Source organism: Streptomyces sp. IBSBF 3136, from assembly GCF_036815105.1.
Taxonomy (GTDB): Bacteria; Actinomycetota; Actinomycetes; order Streptomycetales; family Streptomycetaceae; genus Streptomyces.
This window is the reverse complement of record NZ_JAJSZC010000006.1, coordinates 61,590-78,476: the sequence shown is the minus strand read 5'-3', so window position 1 is coordinate 78,476 and position 16,887 is coordinate 61,590. Positions and strand designations below refer to the sequence as shown.

Annotated in this window: 21 protein-coding genes and 1 tRNA gene; 6 read left to right on the top strand and 16 right to left on the bottom strand. The window is 66.0% G+C overall.

The window, feature by feature from the left end; translation table 11 throughout:
- Positions 1 to 262: 262 nt before the first annotated feature.
- Complete coding sequence (locus V7E45_RS02635; RefSeq protein WP_333772399.1) at positions 263 to 850, bottom strand: response regulator; 588 nt, start codon at positions 848 to 850, stop codon at positions 263 to 265.
- Positions 851 to 969: 119 nt separating this feature from the next.
- Here V7E45_RS02635 and V7E45_RS02630 point away from each other — a divergent pair.
- Positions 970 to 1,041, top strand: a tRNA-Arg gene (locus V7E45_RS02630).
- Positions 1,042 to 1,890: 849 nt separating this feature from the next.
- Entirely contained in the window at positions 1,891 to 2,361 is a 471-nt protein-coding gene (locus V7E45_RS02625) for a GNAT family N-acetyltransferase (protein ID WP_333772398.1), read from the top strand.
- A 110-nt stretch (positions 2,362 to 2,471) separates the two neighbouring features.
- Here V7E45_RS02625 and V7E45_RS02620 read toward each other — a convergent pair whose 3' ends face one another.
- Positions 2,472 to 2,768 carry a DUF6083 domain-containing protein gene (locus V7E45_RS02620; RefSeq protein ID WP_333772397.1) on the bottom strand — a complete coding sequence of 99 codons (297 nt, stop codon included), beginning with the start codon at positions 2,766 to 2,768 and terminating at the stop codon, positions 2,472 to 2,474.
- Positions 2,769 to 2,984: 216 nt separating this feature from the next.
- Between V7E45_RS02620 and V7E45_RS02615 the strand changes: the two genes are divergently transcribed.
- Positions 2,985 to 3,617, top strand: coding sequence for a hypothetical protein (locus V7E45_RS02615; RefSeq protein ID WP_333772396.1), 633 nt, complete (start codon positions 2,985 to 2,987; stop codon positions 3,615 to 3,617).
- A 62-nt stretch (positions 3,618 to 3,679) separates the two neighbouring features.
- Here the strand turns inward: V7E45_RS02615 and V7E45_RS02610 are convergent, their stop codons facing one another.
- From V7E45_RS02610 to V7E45_RS02550, 13 genes are all read right to left on the bottom strand, one after another.
- Positions 3,680 to 4,849, bottom strand: coding sequence for a tyrosine-type recombinase/integrase (locus V7E45_RS02610; protein WP_333772395.1), 1,170 nt, complete (start codon positions 4,847 to 4,849; stop codon positions 3,680 to 3,682).
- 200 nt (positions 4,850 to 5,049) lie between these two features.
- Positions 5,050 to 5,244: a helix-turn-helix transcriptional regulator gene (locus tag V7E45_RS02605; protein ID WP_125214118.1), complete on the bottom strand. Its 195-nt coding sequence runs from the start codon at positions 5,242 to 5,244 to the stop codon at positions 5,050 to 5,052.
- Positions 5,220 to 6,539: a replication initiator gene (locus V7E45_RS02600; protein WP_333772393.1), complete on the bottom strand. Its 1,320-nt coding sequence runs from the start codon at positions 6,537 to 6,539 to the stop codon at positions 5,220 to 5,222. The genes V7E45_RS02605 and V7E45_RS02600 overlap by 25 nt, the downstream gene beginning before the upstream one ends.
- A 128-nt stretch (positions 6,540 to 6,667) precedes the next feature.
- The gene (locus V7E45_RS02595) at positions 6,668 to 6,925 is read right to left on the bottom strand and encodes a SpdD protein (protein WP_333772391.1); all 258 of its coding nucleotides are present in this window, start codon (positions 6,923 to 6,925) and stop codon (positions 6,668 to 6,670) included.
- Between the two features lie 14 nt (positions 6,926 to 6,939).
- The gene (locus tag V7E45_RS02590; protein WP_333772390.1) at positions 6,940 to 7,134 is read right to left on the bottom strand and encodes a hypothetical protein; all 195 of its coding nucleotides are present in this window, start codon (positions 7,132 to 7,134) and stop codon (positions 6,940 to 6,942) included.
- A 10-nt stretch (positions 7,135 to 7,144) separates the two neighbouring features.
- The gene (locus V7E45_RS02585) at positions 7,145 to 7,336 is read right to left on the bottom strand and encodes a mobile element transfer protein (RefSeq protein WP_333772389.1); all 192 of its coding nucleotides are present in this window, start codon (positions 7,334 to 7,336) and stop codon (positions 7,145 to 7,147) included.
- On the bottom strand, positions 7,336 to 7,527 hold the full coding sequence (locus tag V7E45_RS02580; RefSeq protein WP_333772388.1) for a hypothetical protein: 192 nt from the start codon (positions 7,525 to 7,527) through the stop codon (positions 7,336 to 7,338). Before V7E45_RS02580 ends, V7E45_RS02585 begins: the two co-directional genes overlap by 1 nt.
- Positions 7,528 to 7,545: 18 nt before the next feature.
- Positions 7,546 to 8,175, bottom strand: a complete 630-nt coding sequence (locus tag V7E45_RS02575; protein ID WP_333772387.1) for a DUF2637 domain-containing protein — start codon at positions 8,173 to 8,175, stop codon at positions 7,546 to 7,548.
- A gap of 82 nt (positions 8,176 to 8,257) precedes the next feature.
- Positions 8,258 to 9,631 carry an FtsK/SpoIIIE domain-containing protein gene (locus tag V7E45_RS02570; protein ID WP_333772386.1) on the bottom strand — a complete coding sequence of 458 codons (1,374 nt, stop codon included), beginning with the start codon at positions 9,629 to 9,631 and terminating at the stop codon, positions 8,258 to 8,260.
- 5 nt (positions 9,632 to 9,636) lie between these two features.
- Positions 9,637 to 9,987 (bottom strand): SCO3933 family regulatory protein, encoded by a 351-nt coding sequence (locus tag V7E45_RS02565; protein WP_123436669.1) that lies wholly within the window; start codon positions 9,985 to 9,987, stop codon positions 9,637 to 9,639.
- A 126-nt stretch (positions 9,988 to 10,113) separates the two neighbouring features.
- Complete coding sequence (locus V7E45_RS02560) at positions 10,114 to 10,842, bottom strand: GntR family transcriptional regulator (protein WP_333772385.1); 729 nt, start codon at positions 10,840 to 10,842, stop codon at positions 10,114 to 10,116.
- A gap of 89 nt (positions 10,843 to 10,931) precedes the next feature.
- A complete protein-coding gene (locus V7E45_RS02555; RefSeq protein WP_133920316.1) occupies positions 10,932 to 11,369 on the bottom strand; it encodes an ATP-binding protein in 438 nt (145 codons plus the stop codon).
- Between the two features lie 278 nt (positions 11,370 to 11,647).
- Positions 11,648 to 12,388 carry a GntR family transcriptional regulator gene (locus V7E45_RS02550; RefSeq protein WP_333772383.1) on the bottom strand — a complete coding sequence of 247 codons (741 nt, stop codon included), beginning with the start codon at positions 12,386 to 12,388 and terminating at the stop codon, positions 11,648 to 11,650.
- An 81-nt stretch (positions 12,389 to 12,469) separates the two neighbouring features.
- Between V7E45_RS02550 and V7E45_RS02545 the strand changes: the two genes are divergently transcribed.
- Positions 12,470 to 13,564, top strand: a complete 1,095-nt coding sequence (locus tag V7E45_RS02545) for a DUF1152 domain-containing protein (protein ID WP_333772382.1) — start codon at positions 12,470 to 12,472, stop codon at positions 13,562 to 13,564.
- A gap of 549 nt (positions 13,565 to 14,113) precedes the next feature.
- On the opposite strand, the gene V7E45_RS02540 is transcribed toward V7E45_RS02545, so the two are convergent.
- Complete coding sequence (locus V7E45_RS02540) at positions 14,114 to 15,139, bottom strand: hypothetical protein (RefSeq protein ID WP_333772381.1); 1,026 nt, start codon at positions 15,137 to 15,139, stop codon at positions 14,114 to 14,116.
- A gap of 453 nt (positions 15,140 to 15,592) precedes the next feature.
- On the opposite strand from V7E45_RS02540, the gene V7E45_RS02535 reads away from it, so the two are divergent.
- Positions 15,593 to 16,021, top strand: a complete 429-nt coding sequence (locus tag V7E45_RS02535; RefSeq protein WP_333772380.1) for a hypothetical protein — start codon at positions 15,593 to 15,595, stop codon at positions 16,019 to 16,021.
- Between the two features lie 551 nt (positions 16,022 to 16,572).
- The gene (locus V7E45_RS02530) at positions 16,573 to 16,740 is read left to right on the top strand and encodes a hypothetical protein (RefSeq protein WP_161201058.1); all 168 of its coding nucleotides are present in this window, start codon (positions 16,573 to 16,575) and stop codon (positions 16,738 to 16,740) included.
- Positions 16,741 to 16,887 lie beyond the last annotated feature (147 nt).

The window sequence follows — 16,887 nt, the reverse complement described above, 5'->3', positions numbered from 1 at the left end:
GGGGGGGGGGGGGGGGGGGGGGGGGGGGGTTCGCGAAGTGGTTTTGCGGGGTGAGATGAGGTGGAGGTGCGGGCCGAGCGCACTACTCACCCGTAGAAGATAGGAGACAGCCGCAAGAACGCGTCGAAGGAGGTGCCGGAAGCCCGGCGAAAGCCACAGCGGTCGGCGCGGCGCCGGCGCTCAGGTCGGCAGACCGGGCAGGCAACGACGCATCCGCCGGCGACGAGGATCGCGCAGGGCCGCGGGAGGAGGGGCGGTGGGGTCAGAAAACTCCACCGGAGACACCGCGGGAGGAAACAGGCCCACCGGGCCGGTCGTCCTCACCATCCCCATGCTCCTCGGCGTCACCGTCCCCATCACCGTCATCACCACCACGGTCGCCCTGCTTCGCTACGCCCCTGCCTCCCCCGACTCCGCTGTCGCTGGGCCTGCGCTCGATGAGCTGCTTGACGAGCCGAACGAGTTCGGCGGGCTCGAAGGGCTTGGCGAGGAAGGCGTCGACGCCGACGTCGAGCCCGGTCTCGACCTCCTGCTGGGTACAGGCGCTGATGATGGCGAGAGGAAGGTGATGGGTACGCGGATCGGCACGAAGCCGAGCGGCGGTCCGGAGCCCGTCAAGACGAGGCATGACGACGTCGAGGGTGACGACATCGGGTCGCACTTGATGCACGACATCGAGACACTCGGCACCATCGGTCGCGGTCACGACCTCAAGCCCCTCCAGCTCGAGGTTGACCCTGATCAGCTGCCGGATGACCTTGTTGTCGTCGACAACAAGCACCCGACCCGACGCGCCTGGCACAACTCGAGAGTAGGTCCGGACCGGCCACCGCGTCCGGGTTTTCCCCACTTCCAACCCCCGCGGGGGACGCACCCCGACCCGACCCCGGGAAACCTGTTCCTGATCACCCCAGAAGACCTGCTAGGGTTCTACACGTCGCCGCGAGCAAGCAGCTCAGCGCCCGACACGCCCCCGTAGCTCAGGGGATAGAGCAACGGCCTCCGGAGCCGTGTGCGCAGGTTCGAATCCTGCCGGGGGCACCCAGTATGAGGTGCCCAAAGACCCCGTCACCAGCGGAAACGCTGAGGCCGGGGTCTTCGCGTATGTGCAGGCATGTGCGGCCCGGAGCGGCCGTATGCCGGGGTCTGTGGACGAGGCGTGGACGGGATCTTGAGGCGTCTGCCCAGGTCAGCCCCGACAAACGGCAAGGCCCCGGGACAAGTCCAGGGGCCTGAGGGTCGGTTCATCGGCGGTGCCCCGCAGTAGCCGATCTCGGTCGGCTGACCGTCGCGGTAGAGCACAGTGCAGTGGCCGCGCCTTGAGGGCAGAAAACAGTCCCCAGTAGTACTGCTCGTGTCCTGAAGCTTCAGCCGTCACTGTTGCCTCGGTATCGCGCCGGCTTGCTGGGGGCCTGAACCACATCCTGTCCAAGTCACCAGCCGGCTAGACGTCCTCATCGACTTTGCAACTCTTTCGGTGTTATGGCCTACTCATCACGATGCACGCCAGATGGCATAAGTCAATAGCCTTTCGGTAGGTTTCGAGGGAAACCTCTCGCGATCACCTGCGACTGCGGCATCCGGCTCGTCCGCGGGTCGACGGGGAGCCGGTCGCGGCCGAGCGATTACCCAGCAGGTCAGCCCATCTAACTGACGAAGGGGCCTGCGCATGCGCATCGCCGCGTCAGGCCAGGTTGCTCTCCTAGGAGCTGCCTTGGGCGCGGTCACAGCCCGGCGTGCCAGTCCCGCTCCAGATCGCCTGGGTCGAATACGCTGCGAAGACGTCCGACCTGGCGGCCTCGACAACGCGGATGCGCGGGAAAGCCGCCCGGTATCGGCTCTTCACGTAGGCCGGGACGGCGCAGCTGCCGGATGCGGAAGGGGTGTGGCATGAGATCCCCGAGCGTGCACCTACGGGAGATCACCGACGACAACCGCGATGCCGTCCGTGCCCTCCGCGTCCGACGTGACCAGAAGCAATTCGTCGCCTCCGTGTCCCACTCCCTCAAGGAGGCGGCGAAGAAACCGGAGGCCAATCCCTGGTACCGCGCCGTGTACCGCGGCGATGAGCCAGTCGGCTTCGTGATGCTGTCGTGGAAACCGCCGGCCGGTCCATACAAAGGGCGACACTTCCTCTGGCGCCTCCTCGTCGACAAGCGGTACCAGGGGCGAGGGATCGGCCGAGAGGCGCTCACGCAGGTCGCCACCCTGGTGCGCGCGGACGGCGCCACCGAGCTGCTGACCAGCTACGAGCCCGGCGACGGCGAGCCGTGGCCCTTCTACCAGAAGTTCGGGTTCGAGCCCACCGGGGAGATCGACGACGGCGAGATCGTTCTGCGACTCACCTTCCCCGCTCGGTGAGCTGTTTACGGAATCACGGACAGGTTTGACCTGAGGTGGTCACACCACTAAAGGCTGATGGGCACCCGGAAGTCGATGCCCGCCAGCTGCACGTCCGCCCCAAGTAACCGTTACCCCGCATCTGGCCATTCCTCCGGAGACTCTGGCGGTTCCGGGTCCACCTGCAACTGCCGCTCCACATGCCGCCCGTTCTCCCCTCGCAGCATCGTCAACCACGGCCAAAGGTCGGGTAGCCGTTGTGCCGAGCAGGCCAGCCGGTGCGCGATACGGCACCGTTGACAGGGATCTGGCGGACACACGCCGTAGACGGTGGCGCGACCGTCGGAGAGCTCGATCCACCGATGCTCCGCCGGCACCGTCTGGGCCAGTGGAGCCGTGTATGCAGGTTCGAATCCTGCCGGGAGCACCCGGCATGAGGTGCCCAAAGACCCCCGTCACCAGCGGAAACGGGCATCACCGCAGGTGAAGCCACCCGCTGAAGCCAGACAGGCCTGCTTCTCGCTATCTTCGTCCCGGTCTCAGACCATGCTGCGGACGGCGAGCATGACCGACGGGATGTCGTGCTCTCTACAGTCGCGGCCAGCAGCCGGTGGGTCAGCGAATGGACGAGTTGGGGGGACCTCGTGGATGTGACCACGCTTGCAGTCACGCTCATCAGCGTCGGAGGAACACTGGGCGGAACTCTGGGTGGGGCAGTACTCAGCCAGCGCGCTAGTAGGGAGCAAGACGAGCGTGCTGATCGTGAACGGGAACGGGACCGACGCGAGCAAATACTGCAAACCAAGCGCAATCTCTACGCCGATTTGAACACGACGGCGCGCGCGTACCGTGTCGCTGCCCGAGACGCCGTCCAGGCAGCCGAGCGCGGTGAAAACAGCGAACCGGCGGTTCTCGACGCTGCTAAGGAAGCCTGGGCCGACCAGTACTCTCACGCGCAGATGGCGCTGACGAAGGACGTCCTGGAAGTAGCCTCAAAGCTAAACAGGGCACTTGGAGTCGGCTACTCAGTCGTCAAGCAGTTGCCCAGCAGTCCTGACCACAACGAAGCTTATAAGCGGGCGAAGGCATGGTTCAGCGGCCCGCTTTCCGATGGTGTGTGGCTGCTACGGGTCACCCTGCGACATGATCTCGGTGTTGAGGTCGACCCCCACTTCCAGCAGACTCGCAGGCAAATGCTCACGGCGCTCAATAGCGCGAGGGGAAATCTTGAGCGCCTGCTCGACGCAGAGCGCAACCAGGGCGCCGGTTCTCGTTGACGCGTTGTGCAAACGACGAGGCCCCTGGCAGTGCCAAGGGCCTCAGACACGTTCGAGCGAATTCACTCGTACTCGCGGAGCAGGTCCTCGATGCGCCGGTTGGCGACGTCCTGCCGTCCGTCGAGGCACTTCGCGTAACGGGTCAGCAGGACCTCAACGCTGTTGCCGGCGCGCTCGGCAACCTCGGTGGGATCCACTCCGGCATTGAGCCACGTCGACAGCGCCGAGTGCCGAAGGTCGTACGGCCTGCTCGCGAGTGGCGAGGCCGCGACAGTCGGCGGAAGCGCCAGGAGCCGAGCCTCCTGCCACACTCGGTAGTAGGTCGAGGACGGGACGACCGAACCCTTCTCACTGAAGAAGAGCCGCCCGTCTTCCGCCGTGCCGAACGTGGCCAGGTGCTCGCGCAGCACGGCGACGAGCTGGGGCGGCATGGGTACACGCCGAACGTCCTCGCTCGGTCGATTCTTGAGCCCGCGGTCGTCGTGGGTCTCCCCCGAGTCCGTCCACTGCTTGCCGACCGAAGGACGGGTTCGGTGGAGCAGCGCCGATCCCCAGCCTTGCTTGGGGAGGACGAGGTCAGTCTCGACCAGGCCGACCGCCTCAGCGGGCCGGAGGCCACCGAAGTACATAGCCGCGAACAGTCCGACGAGGCGCCGGCCGCGAGCACGCCGGTAGCCGCCCACGTAGGACACCGCCGCCAAGAGGTTGCGTGCCTGCTCCGGATTGGCGACAACGCGCGGATCGACCTGGTTCGAGACCTTCGGCTTCTGCCAGCGAACCGCCGTGATCGGATTCTCACGAAGCTCCCCCAGGTCGACCGCGTAGTTAGCGGCGTTGACGAGAGTCCGCCGCTTCCGCCGCACGGTTTCGGCGGCTGCCGCGGTGCCGTCGAGCTTCAGCTTCAGCCCGTCGAGCACCGCACGGGCAGTTGCCGGTTCGGCGAGATCCGCAAGCGGCCGACAGGCCTTTGCCACCCAGTGCAGAACGTTCCGAACGTTATCCGGAACCTCCCGGTCTTTGGGCCCTGGAAGCACGAAGGCCCAGTTGCGTAAGGCCTTACGGATCTCCTCATCGGACGGCCGCCCTGCCCGCTCCAGGAGAAGTTCCATGGTCACGCTGGTAAGAGATTCGTTGATGCCGTCGCGCGTATTGGGCGCAGCATGGGGCCACTTCATCGCGAGGTACTTGAGGGCGAAGTCGTACCAGGACAACGGCGACTTCTTCTGTTCCATCGAAGCCGGAAGACCAGTCTCCGTATCGAATTCTTCGCCGCCCCGCATGGCACTCATGAGCTTCGCTCGGTAGTGATCAGCGAGCGCCTTGGTACGGAACGAGTCCGAGAAGACGTTGCCCGCGACAGACCAGCGCACTCCGTACGACGGCGTCTTGGTGTCCCGCTTACGTACGCCCCAGACCTTGACATCGAGAGACTTTACGCAGCCTCCTCCAGCTGTCGGAGCCACGAGGCGAAGTCACTACGCCAGACCCGAAGCTCGCCGTTGGGGAGCTTGAACGCGGCCGGCCCCTGTCCCAGCTCGCGCCAGCGGTAAAACGTCCGTCGAGAAACGCCGCCCAGTTCGGCCAGGACTTGGCGAACAGTCATCAGTTCGTCGCGGCGGGCGTCCATGTCGGTTCTCCTTCCGTTCCGGGGGCCGGTTCGAGGGATTCGGCAAGCCAGGCTTCGGCGCTCGACAGGCCGGTGCCGGCGAAGACCCAGTGCGCGAGGACGAGCGTGGTCTCGCCGTCCTGCGGGATGGGCGGTGCAGCTTGGGCCCGGCGCCAGTCGGCGCGGGCATCGCGGAGGGCGCCGAGGGTGGTGGAGTAGCGTCGGGACTTCGTGGAGAAGTGACCGCGGAAGCCGAGCATGTGAGCCCAGGCCCGCAGGCGGAGCTCTGCCAGTTCGGCACGGGCGCCCAAGGTCCAAGCGGTGCGGATCATCCGCCGTGAGTGTTCGCTGATCTGGACCTGCGCCAGCTCAGCCAGGAACTTGATAGGCCGGTCCAGAGTGCCGGTCGCGGTCTCTGCTCCCTTGGTGGCGTACTTGGCGATGTACGCCGCTACGGCCCGCTCGGTCAGCTCCTGGCCGTCGTCGACGTCAGCGGATCGGATCGTGCGGACGTCGAGCTGACGGCCGAAGACGAAGGTATGGGACCGTCCATCGATCACCGGCCCGCCGACACGCGCCGTGGTGGCAGCTGCTCGAACGGCATCGGTCAGCAGCTCGGCGGTGGCCCATGAGGGAGGAGCGGAGTCGCCACCCTCGGGACCGTCAAGGCGGATCACTGCGTGGAAGTGGACGGCACCGCGCTTCTGGTACTCGGCCACCTTCGCGAAGGAGATCCGGGCGTGGTGCCGGAATGCTCGCTGAGTGAGGCCGGCCCGCTTGGCGACCTCCCGGCGGAGGGAGATCGAGAATCGCCGCCACAGTGCCCCTGCGTGCGCATTCCACAGCACGGCCGCCTCGTAGTCGTAGGAGTCGAGGTCGAGTGGCGTCCCTAGGACGGCGTCACCTTCCTCGTGCCGGATGCCGCAACGGCAGTTCCGGCCGCCGGAGGGTCGGTTGTGGACCGGGCCGAAGCTCGGGGCGGTGAAGGTGGCAAAGACGCGCGGGTGTGTGCCTACCCTCTCCGGGGTGCCTTTGCCACCGCGGAGTCCGGCGGTGATCAGGTGGTAGGTGTCGCGACGGTATGTCTCGGCGCAGGCCGCGCACCGGGTGGCGCGGCGGTTGTTGCAGCGGACGAGGAGCTGACCGGCGGGCAGGGCCGAGGAGTCCAGGTGGTGGAGGACGCGGCCGATTTCGCCGGTCGTCTGGTCCACCGCATGTTCGGTGCGGTGGCCGTCGAGGCGTACCGGGCGGGTACAGCCACCCAGTCCGGACAGTTGGCGGGCCAGTTCGGGCATGGTGCCGAGGGAGGCCAGCATGGAGAGTTCCGCCAGCGGCGGAGTCTGCCGGGAGATGATGGGAGTTCCTTTCGGCTGTTCCGACGGTTGAGAGGGACGGCCCCGGGGCGGCGGGATGCTTGGCGGCTTGTTGCCGCCCCGGCGGCCGGTCAGCGCTTGTTGGCGCTGCTGACGAGGGAGCGCAGGATCACGGCGGCGATGGCCACGGACACGGCCGAGACGGCGACTGCCGCCAGGAGCGCGGTGAGCACGATTCCGACGACGACCACGGCGGCGACCGCGCCGACACCGACGCTCAAGAACGGGGTGGCCGAGCGGCCGGCCGAGGAGGGCGGGACCCGCGTCGGTTGAGGCGCGATGGCGGTCGTCGGCAGGGTCGGGATGTCGGGCAGCTTGGGACGGAGCACGGCGTACCTCCTTGTCACTTGTGGGTGCTGTCGACGACGCCGACACCGGAGCGAGTGCCGGACTCGATGGCGGGGGCGAGGAAGGTGTGCGAGAGCCAGAAGCCGAACAGCGCGATCGCGACGGCGACCCAGAGCCGCACACCGAGAAACTTGATCGCGGCCCAGGTGATGACGCCCAGGACGAAGACGAGCGGCAGTGAGACGGTCACGGGAGCTCCCTCAGCGGACGGCGCAGCGGTGGGTCCGGGCGGCCAGCTCGGCGGCGGCACGGCTGTCGTAGTCAGTGGCGAAGCCGCAGCGAGGAGCCGTGCAGGCTGCGGTGTGCTTCTCACGACCCCGGCCGTCGTAGTAGGTGGCAACCTGAACAGGCCCTATGCGGGTGACGTTGCGGAAGCGGCGATTGGTGGTCATCAACGGGTCTCCTTCGGGTTGACGCCGGTGAAGTCGGTGGCGTGCTCGGCCAGCCAGCGCAAGATCTCGTCGCCCTCGTAGCTGTCGGCGGCGAGGATCACCGGCTCGGCGATGAGCACGGCTTCGGTGAGGCGGTTCTGTCGGGTCAGCTCGGCGGCGCGTTGCAGCGCGCGGAGCGTGGACGGGCGCACGGTGGAGAGTCCTCCGGGTCAGGTGAGTTGGGTGGCGATGGCTTCGGCCAGCGGCAGCGGAACGCCGAGCCGGGCTCGAAGGGTTGAGATGTCGATCGGTGTTCCGGTCCGGGTGCGGTGTTCGTCGGCGACCTTGCGCGCGAGTGTGATGAGCGCCGGCGGAACCGCAGAAGCGGAGGGCGGAGCCGGTTCCGGCTCTGCAGCGGGCAATTGAGGGGCAGAGGCGGAAGCTTCTGGTGCCATGGGATCCGTGGCCGACTCGCGCCCCTCCGCCCGGGTGACGGAGGTTGCACCGTGAGCGAGCAGCGTTCCGCCAAGGAAGGCGACCGCGGGCCATCCGGCTACGAGGATGCGCAGCCAGGCCGGTACGGCGCCCAGGTCGAGCAGCCCGGCCGTGGAGACATTGGCGCCGAGCGAGGCCGTCAGGGCGACAAGGAACCAGCACCAGCCGGCTGCTTTCGCCCCACCGCACCGGAGCCGCCGCCAGGCAGCCACGAGAAGCAGGTCGACGGAGACCGGGTAGGCCCATGCCTTCCATCCGTGCTGTCCGGCGGCCGAGGCCAGATCGTGCAGGTGGGCGAAGGACAGCGCGGCGGCGATTGCCGCTTGGACGAGTACGGCGTCGAGACGGATGGGCAGGGCACGCACGGCGCGACTCCTTCCGGTTCCAGGCATGGAGGGGGTAGGGACTTGGCACGAGATGCCGTGCTAGCCCTGGGAGTGAGTGCGGTTACTCGGTGACCGGACTAGCTGTGGCCACGGAGTCAGGCTCCGCACCTGGCAGTGGCGGCACGAAGGGCCGGAAGGGATTGAGCGCCGGGACGTCAGGCGCGAGGTGAGCCGTCGCACGACAGGTGGCCGCAGCGTCGGCTAGGGAGAGATAGGGAGTACGGATGCGGGACCAGCCGCCGGAGGTGTCGCCGACGACCGCCAGGCCGGGCAGCTCGGGAGCGATGGCGCAGGACGCTTGGACTGCCTCAGGAGCGATGTCGCCAAGCGCCATCTTCGCCGAAGCTTCGTCGTTCACGCGGTGGCAGACACGACCAGTGAGTTGCGCTCGGAGCATGGTCGCGCCTTTGCCGAGTTCGGCACCGAAGCGCTGCCCGCAGACTTCGAGGTAGATGCCGGCGGCCCGGCCGAGTTGGGCGAGCCGGATGAGCTGGGTGACCATCTCATCCCGCCGTTCCTCCTCCTTCCGCGTGGCGACCATGAAGAGCTCGGCAATCTCGTCGATGACGAGCACTAGCGGAGCGGGGCGTTCGTCCTCCGGCAGTCCCCAGATGTCCGATGTGATCAGCTCTTCAGCTGTGCCAGGCTTGATGCCCTGTCGCGTCTTGATCAGGTCGTATCGGTCCTCCATTTCTTTGACGAGCACGGGTAGCAGCTCAGCCGCTTGATCCGGGTCGGTTGCCAGGGCGGAGAGCCGTGGCGCGAAAGGCGCCAGCTCGACCCCACGCTTGCAGTCGATGCCGACCAGGACGACCGGCTGACTAGCCAGCCCGGTCACCAGGTTCCGCAGGTACATGGACTTGCCCGAAAGCGTGGCACCGAGCACAAGCTCATGCGGAACGGTCCGGTAGTCCCGCACGAAGGCGGTCGCGTCTTCCCGTAACGCCACGGGCACCTCAAGCGGGCGACTGCCGGAGCGACGGGGCATCCTCACCTTCCGCAGGACGTCGAAGCCGACGAGCCGCAACTCGACGACACCCGGCTTCACGTCCCGCACATGAACTGCGTGGACGCCCCAGGCATGCCGAAGTCGTTCGGCCGAAGCAGCCACGTCCGCCGGCTCCTGTCCAGGAACCAGCCGGAGCCGCATGCGTAGACCAGTCGATGTAGGCCGGATGATGCCCCGACGAGGAGGCACCGGCCGCACCTCCCGGCGGGTGGTCGCCCGAACAGCCAGAGCCCGCCACCGGGACGGCTCCACGGCCAGGCCGCAGGCGTCCATGGTCGAGGAGTACGAGGCCAGCAGCCGGGCCACCGAGAGCGGCAGCCCGACCGTGGACCAGTACGCCGCCGGGGAGGCGTGCCGGGCGTAGGCGGCGCCGCCTATCACGGCGAGCGGGCTGCCCAGCTCCGCCAACGTCACCAGGTCCGTCACAGCGATCAGCCCGCCTGGGCCATCGGGAAGGCACCCGGAGCGATGGCGGTCGCCCGGTAGGCGATCCCGTGTCGCTCCTGGCCGTTGAACACGCTCTGCCACGGCCGCGCCACCAGGCCCGGAAGCGAGACCGGTGCCCCGACGGTCAGGCCCTCGGTCACTCCGCTTGTCGGAACGGTGACCTGGATCAGCGACGACTCCCCTTCGTCGATGTAGACGACGCCGACGGTCATCAGCGCTTCGCCGGTCAACGCATCCTTGGCGATCTCGCCGGTCTGCCGGTCGCGCACCTTCGGCGCCGGGGCCTCTGTGAGCAGGATCGTGGCGGCAGAGGCGTCGATGCGGATCACACGCACAGGGATTCTCCCTCTTGGAGTCGATCAACCTGCCGACCTGACAGGTTGACTTAGCAAGTTCGAAGTTAGAGTTGTCAGGTTGACTTGTCAAGCTGCTATCGACGGCGATTCGCCCGAAGGGCACTGTCAGCTGAGGCGGTAGGTGTCTTCGAGTTCGTGCTGGTCAGCCGGTAGAAGCACGTCGGAGACCTGCAAGGACCGACCAGAGGCGTCGCAGGCAATAACCAGGACACTCAGAACGGGGACGCCGTCCGGCAACCCCAATAGCTCGGCCTCACGTTCTTCGGGCAGCCGAGCCGACACGCGCTCGATCACGTGATCAAAGCGGACCTTGTTGCGCGCCTCGAGGAGTTCGCGGGTACTTCCACTCAAGGGCTTATCGGAACCCAGGTCAGTGCCTTCGGCCAGGCCGGCGGGGAAGTACGACGAGACCAACTCGACAGACTCGCCGCCCTCTTCGACCAGGAAGCGACGCACGAGCACGTCGGCCCCCTTCGGGAGGCCAAGCGCAGAAGCGACCCGAGCCGGGACAGCCACGTGCCCGACTTCGATCAGCCGGCCTGCATCCTGCGACTCGTCGCGTTCCAGCGCCTCGCGCCCCCGCCGGTCTTTGTGCTCGACGATCTCCGGACGCCCGCGGACGATCGTGCCGTACCCCTGCCGGGACTCGAGCCAACCGTCCCGCTTCAGCAGCTCCAGCGCCCGGACGACGGTCGGGCGAGACATCCCGAAGGCCTGCACCAGTTGGTTCTCACTCGGCACACGAGTACCCGGCGCGTAGGTGCCGTCCTCGATACGACGCTGAAGCGTCTGCGCGAGGCGCACGTACTTCGGTGGCTCCACTTCATACGCCATGAACGCCGCCTGTCGGGATTGGCCAAGTCAACTGGTCAACCAGACTAGCGACACTTGCACACCGACAGTAGAAGAGGTGGGCTATCCCATCACGCCGGCCAAGCATCGGCCACCACGAAGGAGACGACCGTTCCACCGAAGTGGCTGGGCCCCGAGTGCCACGAGTCGGCGATGGAGTCGACCAGAACCAGCCCCCGCCCGTGTGCGTCGTTCGCCTCAGGGTGCCGCAGCCGCACGTTCGCCGGAAAGCCCGGGTTGTGCACCTCGATCCGGAGCGAGGTCCCCTCGCGAAACCACTCGACCCGCACCAGCCAGGGGTCATCCGACTTGCCGTAGCTGATGGCGTTGGTCACCAGCTCGGAGATCATCAGCGCGCAGTCGTCGACCGAGCAGTTTGGGTTGTGAGGAGCGATGAACTTCCGGAACCAGCGCCGGGCCCGCGGCACGGACTCCGGAACAGGGTGCAAGGTCATCGCTCCGAGTCGCGGTGAGTCCTGGCACGGGTATCGGTCGATCGTGTACGCCATGGGTGCTCACTCCTTGCCGCTGCCGTCACAGTCGAGGCAGTGCCGCTTCAACGTGGCACGGCTGCGGTCGTTGGCCGTGGAGAGCGCCAGCTCCGTCCGAGAGCCGACGCGCTTCCAGCCACGCCCCCGACACCCCCGGCAAGCTAATCGCGCACCCTGCACCGGCCGACGACTCGTCACATCGTGCCCCCTTCTCCTTCAGGTGGCCTTAGCCACTTTCTGGATAGTGGCATTAGCCACTTGCGGCGTGCAAGCGGTTCGCCATAACTGGCGAGTCGTCAGGTGAGCGGGTAGCCCTGTTCGAACGCCCAGCGGTGCGGCGGGTAGGTGGCTTCGGCGAACTCCAGGGGCCGATCCTGGAGGTCAAAGACGACGTGATGGACGATGAGGACCGCGGATCCCGGTTCCAGCCGCAGATCATCCGCCTCCTCGTCCGTTGCAGCCCGAGCGCACATACGGTCTTCGGCGTAGCTACCTTGACGGCCTGTCATCCGCTCGACGTACATGAGCGTCCCTTCCTGGATGCGCTCCGGATCCGTGAGCTTGGGCGCTCGCTGGCCGACCTCCGGAGCAAACCAGGATGTGGACAGCGTGATCGGACCGTCCTGGTTGTTCGTCACGCGACGGCGGTGCACAGCTCGACGATCCTTCACCAGACCCAGTGCCTCGGCCACGTAGTCCGGTGCCTCCAGCCAGCCGGCCGAAGTAATCACCGCGTACTCCCCGGGCGTATAGATCTTCCCAGTCTGCCGTGCCCGTCCGTACAACTCCCTTGCGCGCCGGTTCACTTCGAGACTGCGGACATAGGTCCCCGAGCCCTGACGCTTCTCGACCAGGCCCTGATGGCTCAATGCCTCCAGTGACCGCGCTGCCGTAGGGCGGGACACCTTCCAGTCCACGGCGAGCTGTCGTTCCGAGGGCACCTCGTCCCCCGGGCGCAGGTCGCCCCGAAGGATCTGGTCACGGATGTAGTGGGCGATCTGAAGGTACTTCGGTTGCGCCTCCTCGATCTGAGGCATCTTCCCCTCCTAGTCCAAGTGGCTATGGCCTTTGGCCACTATAGAGTGAGTGGCCAACCTGTGAACCCGTAGTCTGAACGCATGACGCGGTTGATCGTCGCAGCAGGAGGAGGGGGCGACGCAGTCGCCGCCGCAATGCTCCACGCCGCTCTCTACGGCGGGGAGGACCAGGCGGTGATCTTCACGTACGCGTGGGACCGCCTCCTGATCGACCCGCTACCGGGCCCGAGGCGGCCCGATGACTTCACCGGCCTGCGACGTCTCACCCCGGCCGTCTGGGCAGTGCCGGCAGAGGCCCGTCCCATCGCGCCCGCAGGCTCCACGCTCCCCCGTCTCGCAGCGGAGCTCCCGCACACCTTGGCGCTACTCGACCCGTCCGGGGGCGCCGAAGGCCTCACCCATCAGCTCGAAGACCTCGTGAGCCACATGGAGCCCGAGTCGATCGACCTCCTGGACGTCGGTGGGGACATCCTCGCGCGGGGCGACGAGCCGACACTCAAGAGCCCACTAGCTGACGCACTCACGCTTGCCGCATGCTGCCAGGTGAACGCACCGGTGCGACTCCTGGTCGCGGGTCCGGGAATGGACGGCGAGCTCAAGCCGGAAGACCTGGGGGACGTGCTGGGCGCCGTCGTCCACACCTTCACCGCAAGTGACACAGACGCGATCAGCGCCGTCCTGGAGTGGCACCCGTCCGAAGCGACGGCCCTCCTTGCGGCAGCGGCCCGGGGCGTACGAGGCACATGCGAGATCCGAGACGCAGGACTCCCCGTACCGCTCACGGATGAGAGCCCGCGGGTGCACGAGGTCGACCTGGACGACGCCATCAGCCGCAACGAGCTGGCCCGAGCCATCATGGCAACGGCGCACCTGGATGAGGCCGAAGCTCATAGCCGCGAGATCTGCGGCTCGTCGGAAATCGACTACGAGCGCAACAAGGCCCTGTGGCTCAACGACCGGCAGCCGGCCAAGCTGGACCCAGTGACTATCTGGCCGCAGCTCGAGGAGTTCGAGCACGAAGCCCGAGCCCGCGGCGTCAGCCATACGACTTTCCGCCGCATCGCTGAGGCGCTGAATTTCAGCGGCTCTCAGCGCGACGACTTGCGGCAGCTGCTCATCGATAGCCAGCCGGAGCAGTACGACGCGCCCTTGTGGCGCATCCCAGACGACACCTGAGTAACAACTTTCTTCACGGGTTCAAGCCCCGGCTGCGCTCCGCTCCGCCGGGCGCGCTTCCCGGCTCCGCTGCGGGCGACGCTCCTGCCTTCGGCCCGCTCTGCCCGCGCTGCGCCGACGCGCGCCCCCATGTGGATAGGGCCGGAGGCCATGAGTCGATCACCGCAAAAGAGCGGCCCGCGGTCAAAGACGATGCCTCCGGCGGGGGATCGGCCGGCACCGGGGTGGAGGGGGCGCCGTCTCCACCCGCGGGTTCGTAGCGGCGTGCGCGGGGAGCTTCCATCCCGTCCACCGCCGACCCAGGCAGAGCCGAGCAGACGCGGCCCAGGGCGTCAAGGTCGTTCGTACAGTGGCGCGCTCCACCTTGACGCCCTGAACCACGCCCGCTCCACGGTGTGTGGGTCGACGGCGGACGGGATGGAAGCTGGGGAAGGTAGTGGTTGAGGCGGAAGCAGGTAGTCGGTCACTGCCCAACCGGACTAGATCCCGGCAACCCTGTTTCATCAACTCAAGCCGAGTCCTCTGCACCGTCCACCTGAGGGCTCATATTCAGTGGTCCGTCAGCGACTGCAGCAACGCAACAGCATCATCCAGCTTATGCAGAATCTGCGTGTTATACCTCTTGTCCAAGCCGGCCTGAATTGCCACATGCCTCCAATGCCTCTCCGTCACTACCACATCGCAATAAGGAATTGCGACAGCCAATGCCAGGAAGTCGGCCAAGTCGTGCTGATGCCACGCCTGCTGTGGATTCATATAGCGTGAGGAGCGCAGAGTGTGGTACACGTGCCTGGTCGGCACGTCGAGAACGAACGAATAGATGTCCTCCCGCCGCTCCAGGAGGCCGTGGGGATCCACGTTAGCGATCTCGCAAATCTCATTTATGTCATCAAGCAGGTCATTAAAGTCTTCCGTTATTAGAGTGCGAGCAAGCATCTCCTTGCCGCCCGCTGCATGTAGCTGGGCTCTTCTCGCTGCCTCATCCTCGGCGAATCTACGCCCTCGACGGTGCTGCCCGACCCTGTCCGGGCCAAACTCGTCCCCTGATATCGGCAGGAATGCCAGCGAGTACCACTGGTACTCCCATTCGTTCGCCAGCTCTCGAATCCGATCGACCCTGCTATCACCCGGATCGACAGGCGCCCCCTCAGGAGCGCCCTCCGTCTCAATGCTTTCGACGTAGCGAAACCGCCCATATTTCGAAGCGAAGGCATGATCTACCCCGTACCCAATTAGACCTTTCGAAGGGATTGGGCGCAGCTTGCGGGATGCCAGCTTTCGTAAAACGGCGCAAGCCACTTCGGCCTCTTGTAGCCTCTGAACCGGAGCTACGGTGGTGAAGTCTGACAGGTCATGCATTACAGACGAAAGCGCCCACCTGGATTGCCAATCAGACCGATGCCATGTCTCTAGGTAGTGCGTCGCCGAAAGGGGAAATATGACATCTGCGGCCTCTTTTAGTTTCCGCAGCAAATCATAATTTGAACCCGAGCCGGGATACGCCCCCTGGTCCTTAACTAGAAGCTGTACCCATTTATTTTGGTCCAGGTATGCTATCAGTTTTCCACGCCGCATCCGCCGCCCCCAGTCCTCCTCCTCGTGATCGTAGCCTCTACTGGATCAGCGGACAGGGCGATGCCTGACATCAGTGGTTGACACCAACAAGCGCGAACAGGGGCGGTCGAGGCCGGACCTCGATGAACGATCGACCGAAGCGCAGGCGCGGTTGGTGGACGTCGCTGGCCCCCGCGATCGACCTGATAAGGATGAGGCCAGACCTCCAAACCAGAAGGACTGGTTGCACCGACACAGGTCATCGCTTGGTGCGATCGATCTAACGAACAGACAAGGCCGGGGCATCCGCGTAGGCAGTCTTACCCGGTGTCGGCTAGGAGTGAAATGACGGTCATGTCACCGATTGAACGACTTCTACAGATCTGTCCGCCCGACGCTTCAGCGCAAGTGGTGGAGTGGGAGTTCTTGGAGTCCCAGCTCGGGTACACCCTTCCAGGCGACTACAGGGAATTGATGACCCACTATCCGCTGGGGTCGTTCGACTCGTTCCTCGGACTCTGGCAGCCGATGTCGACACTCCCAACCGCTGATCTTCAGAACCAGATTAGTCGCGCCCTGGTGAATCTGAGCTCCATGCGACGGGCCGGCAGCGAACTGCCCGCAGCGGAAGAGATGCTCATCCCAGTCGGTGGCTCGGACAACGGGGACCGTATCTACTGGGTCCGGGAACCGACAGCATCCCCGGAAACATGGCCCCTGGCCATCAACGAGCCCCACGGCTACCGGTGGCACCACTACGACGGCGGTATCGCCGTCTTCCTTGTCGATGTTTTGACAAGGGAGATCAGGGTCCCCTTCTTTCCGGCATCCTTCCCCAGTTCCACGCCCAACTTCCGCAAGGCCAAACTGCGACCGCGTCGACAACGCATGAGCGGTTTGTGATGAGGCCCGAAGCTTGTGCTGTACCGCAGTGAAGTACAGCAACCGCTTCGGCCGCCGATGACCTTCCACGCTCGCTATCGCTGCGTTCACGAGGCCAAGAGACCTCAGCGACCGCCTTGCCCATAGTTCGCATCGCGGGGCGCACCGCGACACCCCCGCTCGGGCCGTCTCTGGGCCGTCCGAGGGCGACCGACGATGGCGGATGACGACAGTCGACGACGGCTCTCCCTCTGCTCAGAGACGGTACTCCGGGTGCCGGCGCAGGTGCCGATCAGTGAAGCAGAGTTGAGGACCACAAGCGTGCGGGAGTGCGATGTTTACGTCATTGCCCCAGCGATCATCATGAGGCGGCAGGCGGCAGGCGGCAGTTGAGGAAAGGCCGCGAAGCCACAGGGCGACCTCCGCTAGGCTCGCTGGGACGGTGTTGCGCTTCGCCGGCCTCTCGGAGTCATCCGATGTCGGGGCGATGCAAAGGCGGAATCGCAGGCCGCAGCTGGGCACCTTGGATTCGGGAAGTCGCGTTCAGTCTCTTCACACCTACATGCCTGTTCATGCTGGCTGTCTGGCTCGAAGGGGAGGTGGTCTCCGTGATCGCTACCGTGATTGCTCATCTGTTCGTGGTGCTCGCTGCGGCCCTCGCTCTCCTCTCCGAGGCGCGGGCAAAGCGCAACACCGTCGTCTTGTCGAGGGCGCCTGTGTGGGCTGACACCAGCGCCTGACACCAACAAGCCCGCACGGTGGCGGCCTGCGCCGCACCCCTGCGGACGGGTAGCCGAGGGCCACAGCCCGTTCATCCGACCCTGCGGCCCCTCATGATCGACCTGATAAGGATGAGGTCACAGGTTCAAATCCTGTTAGCCCCACAG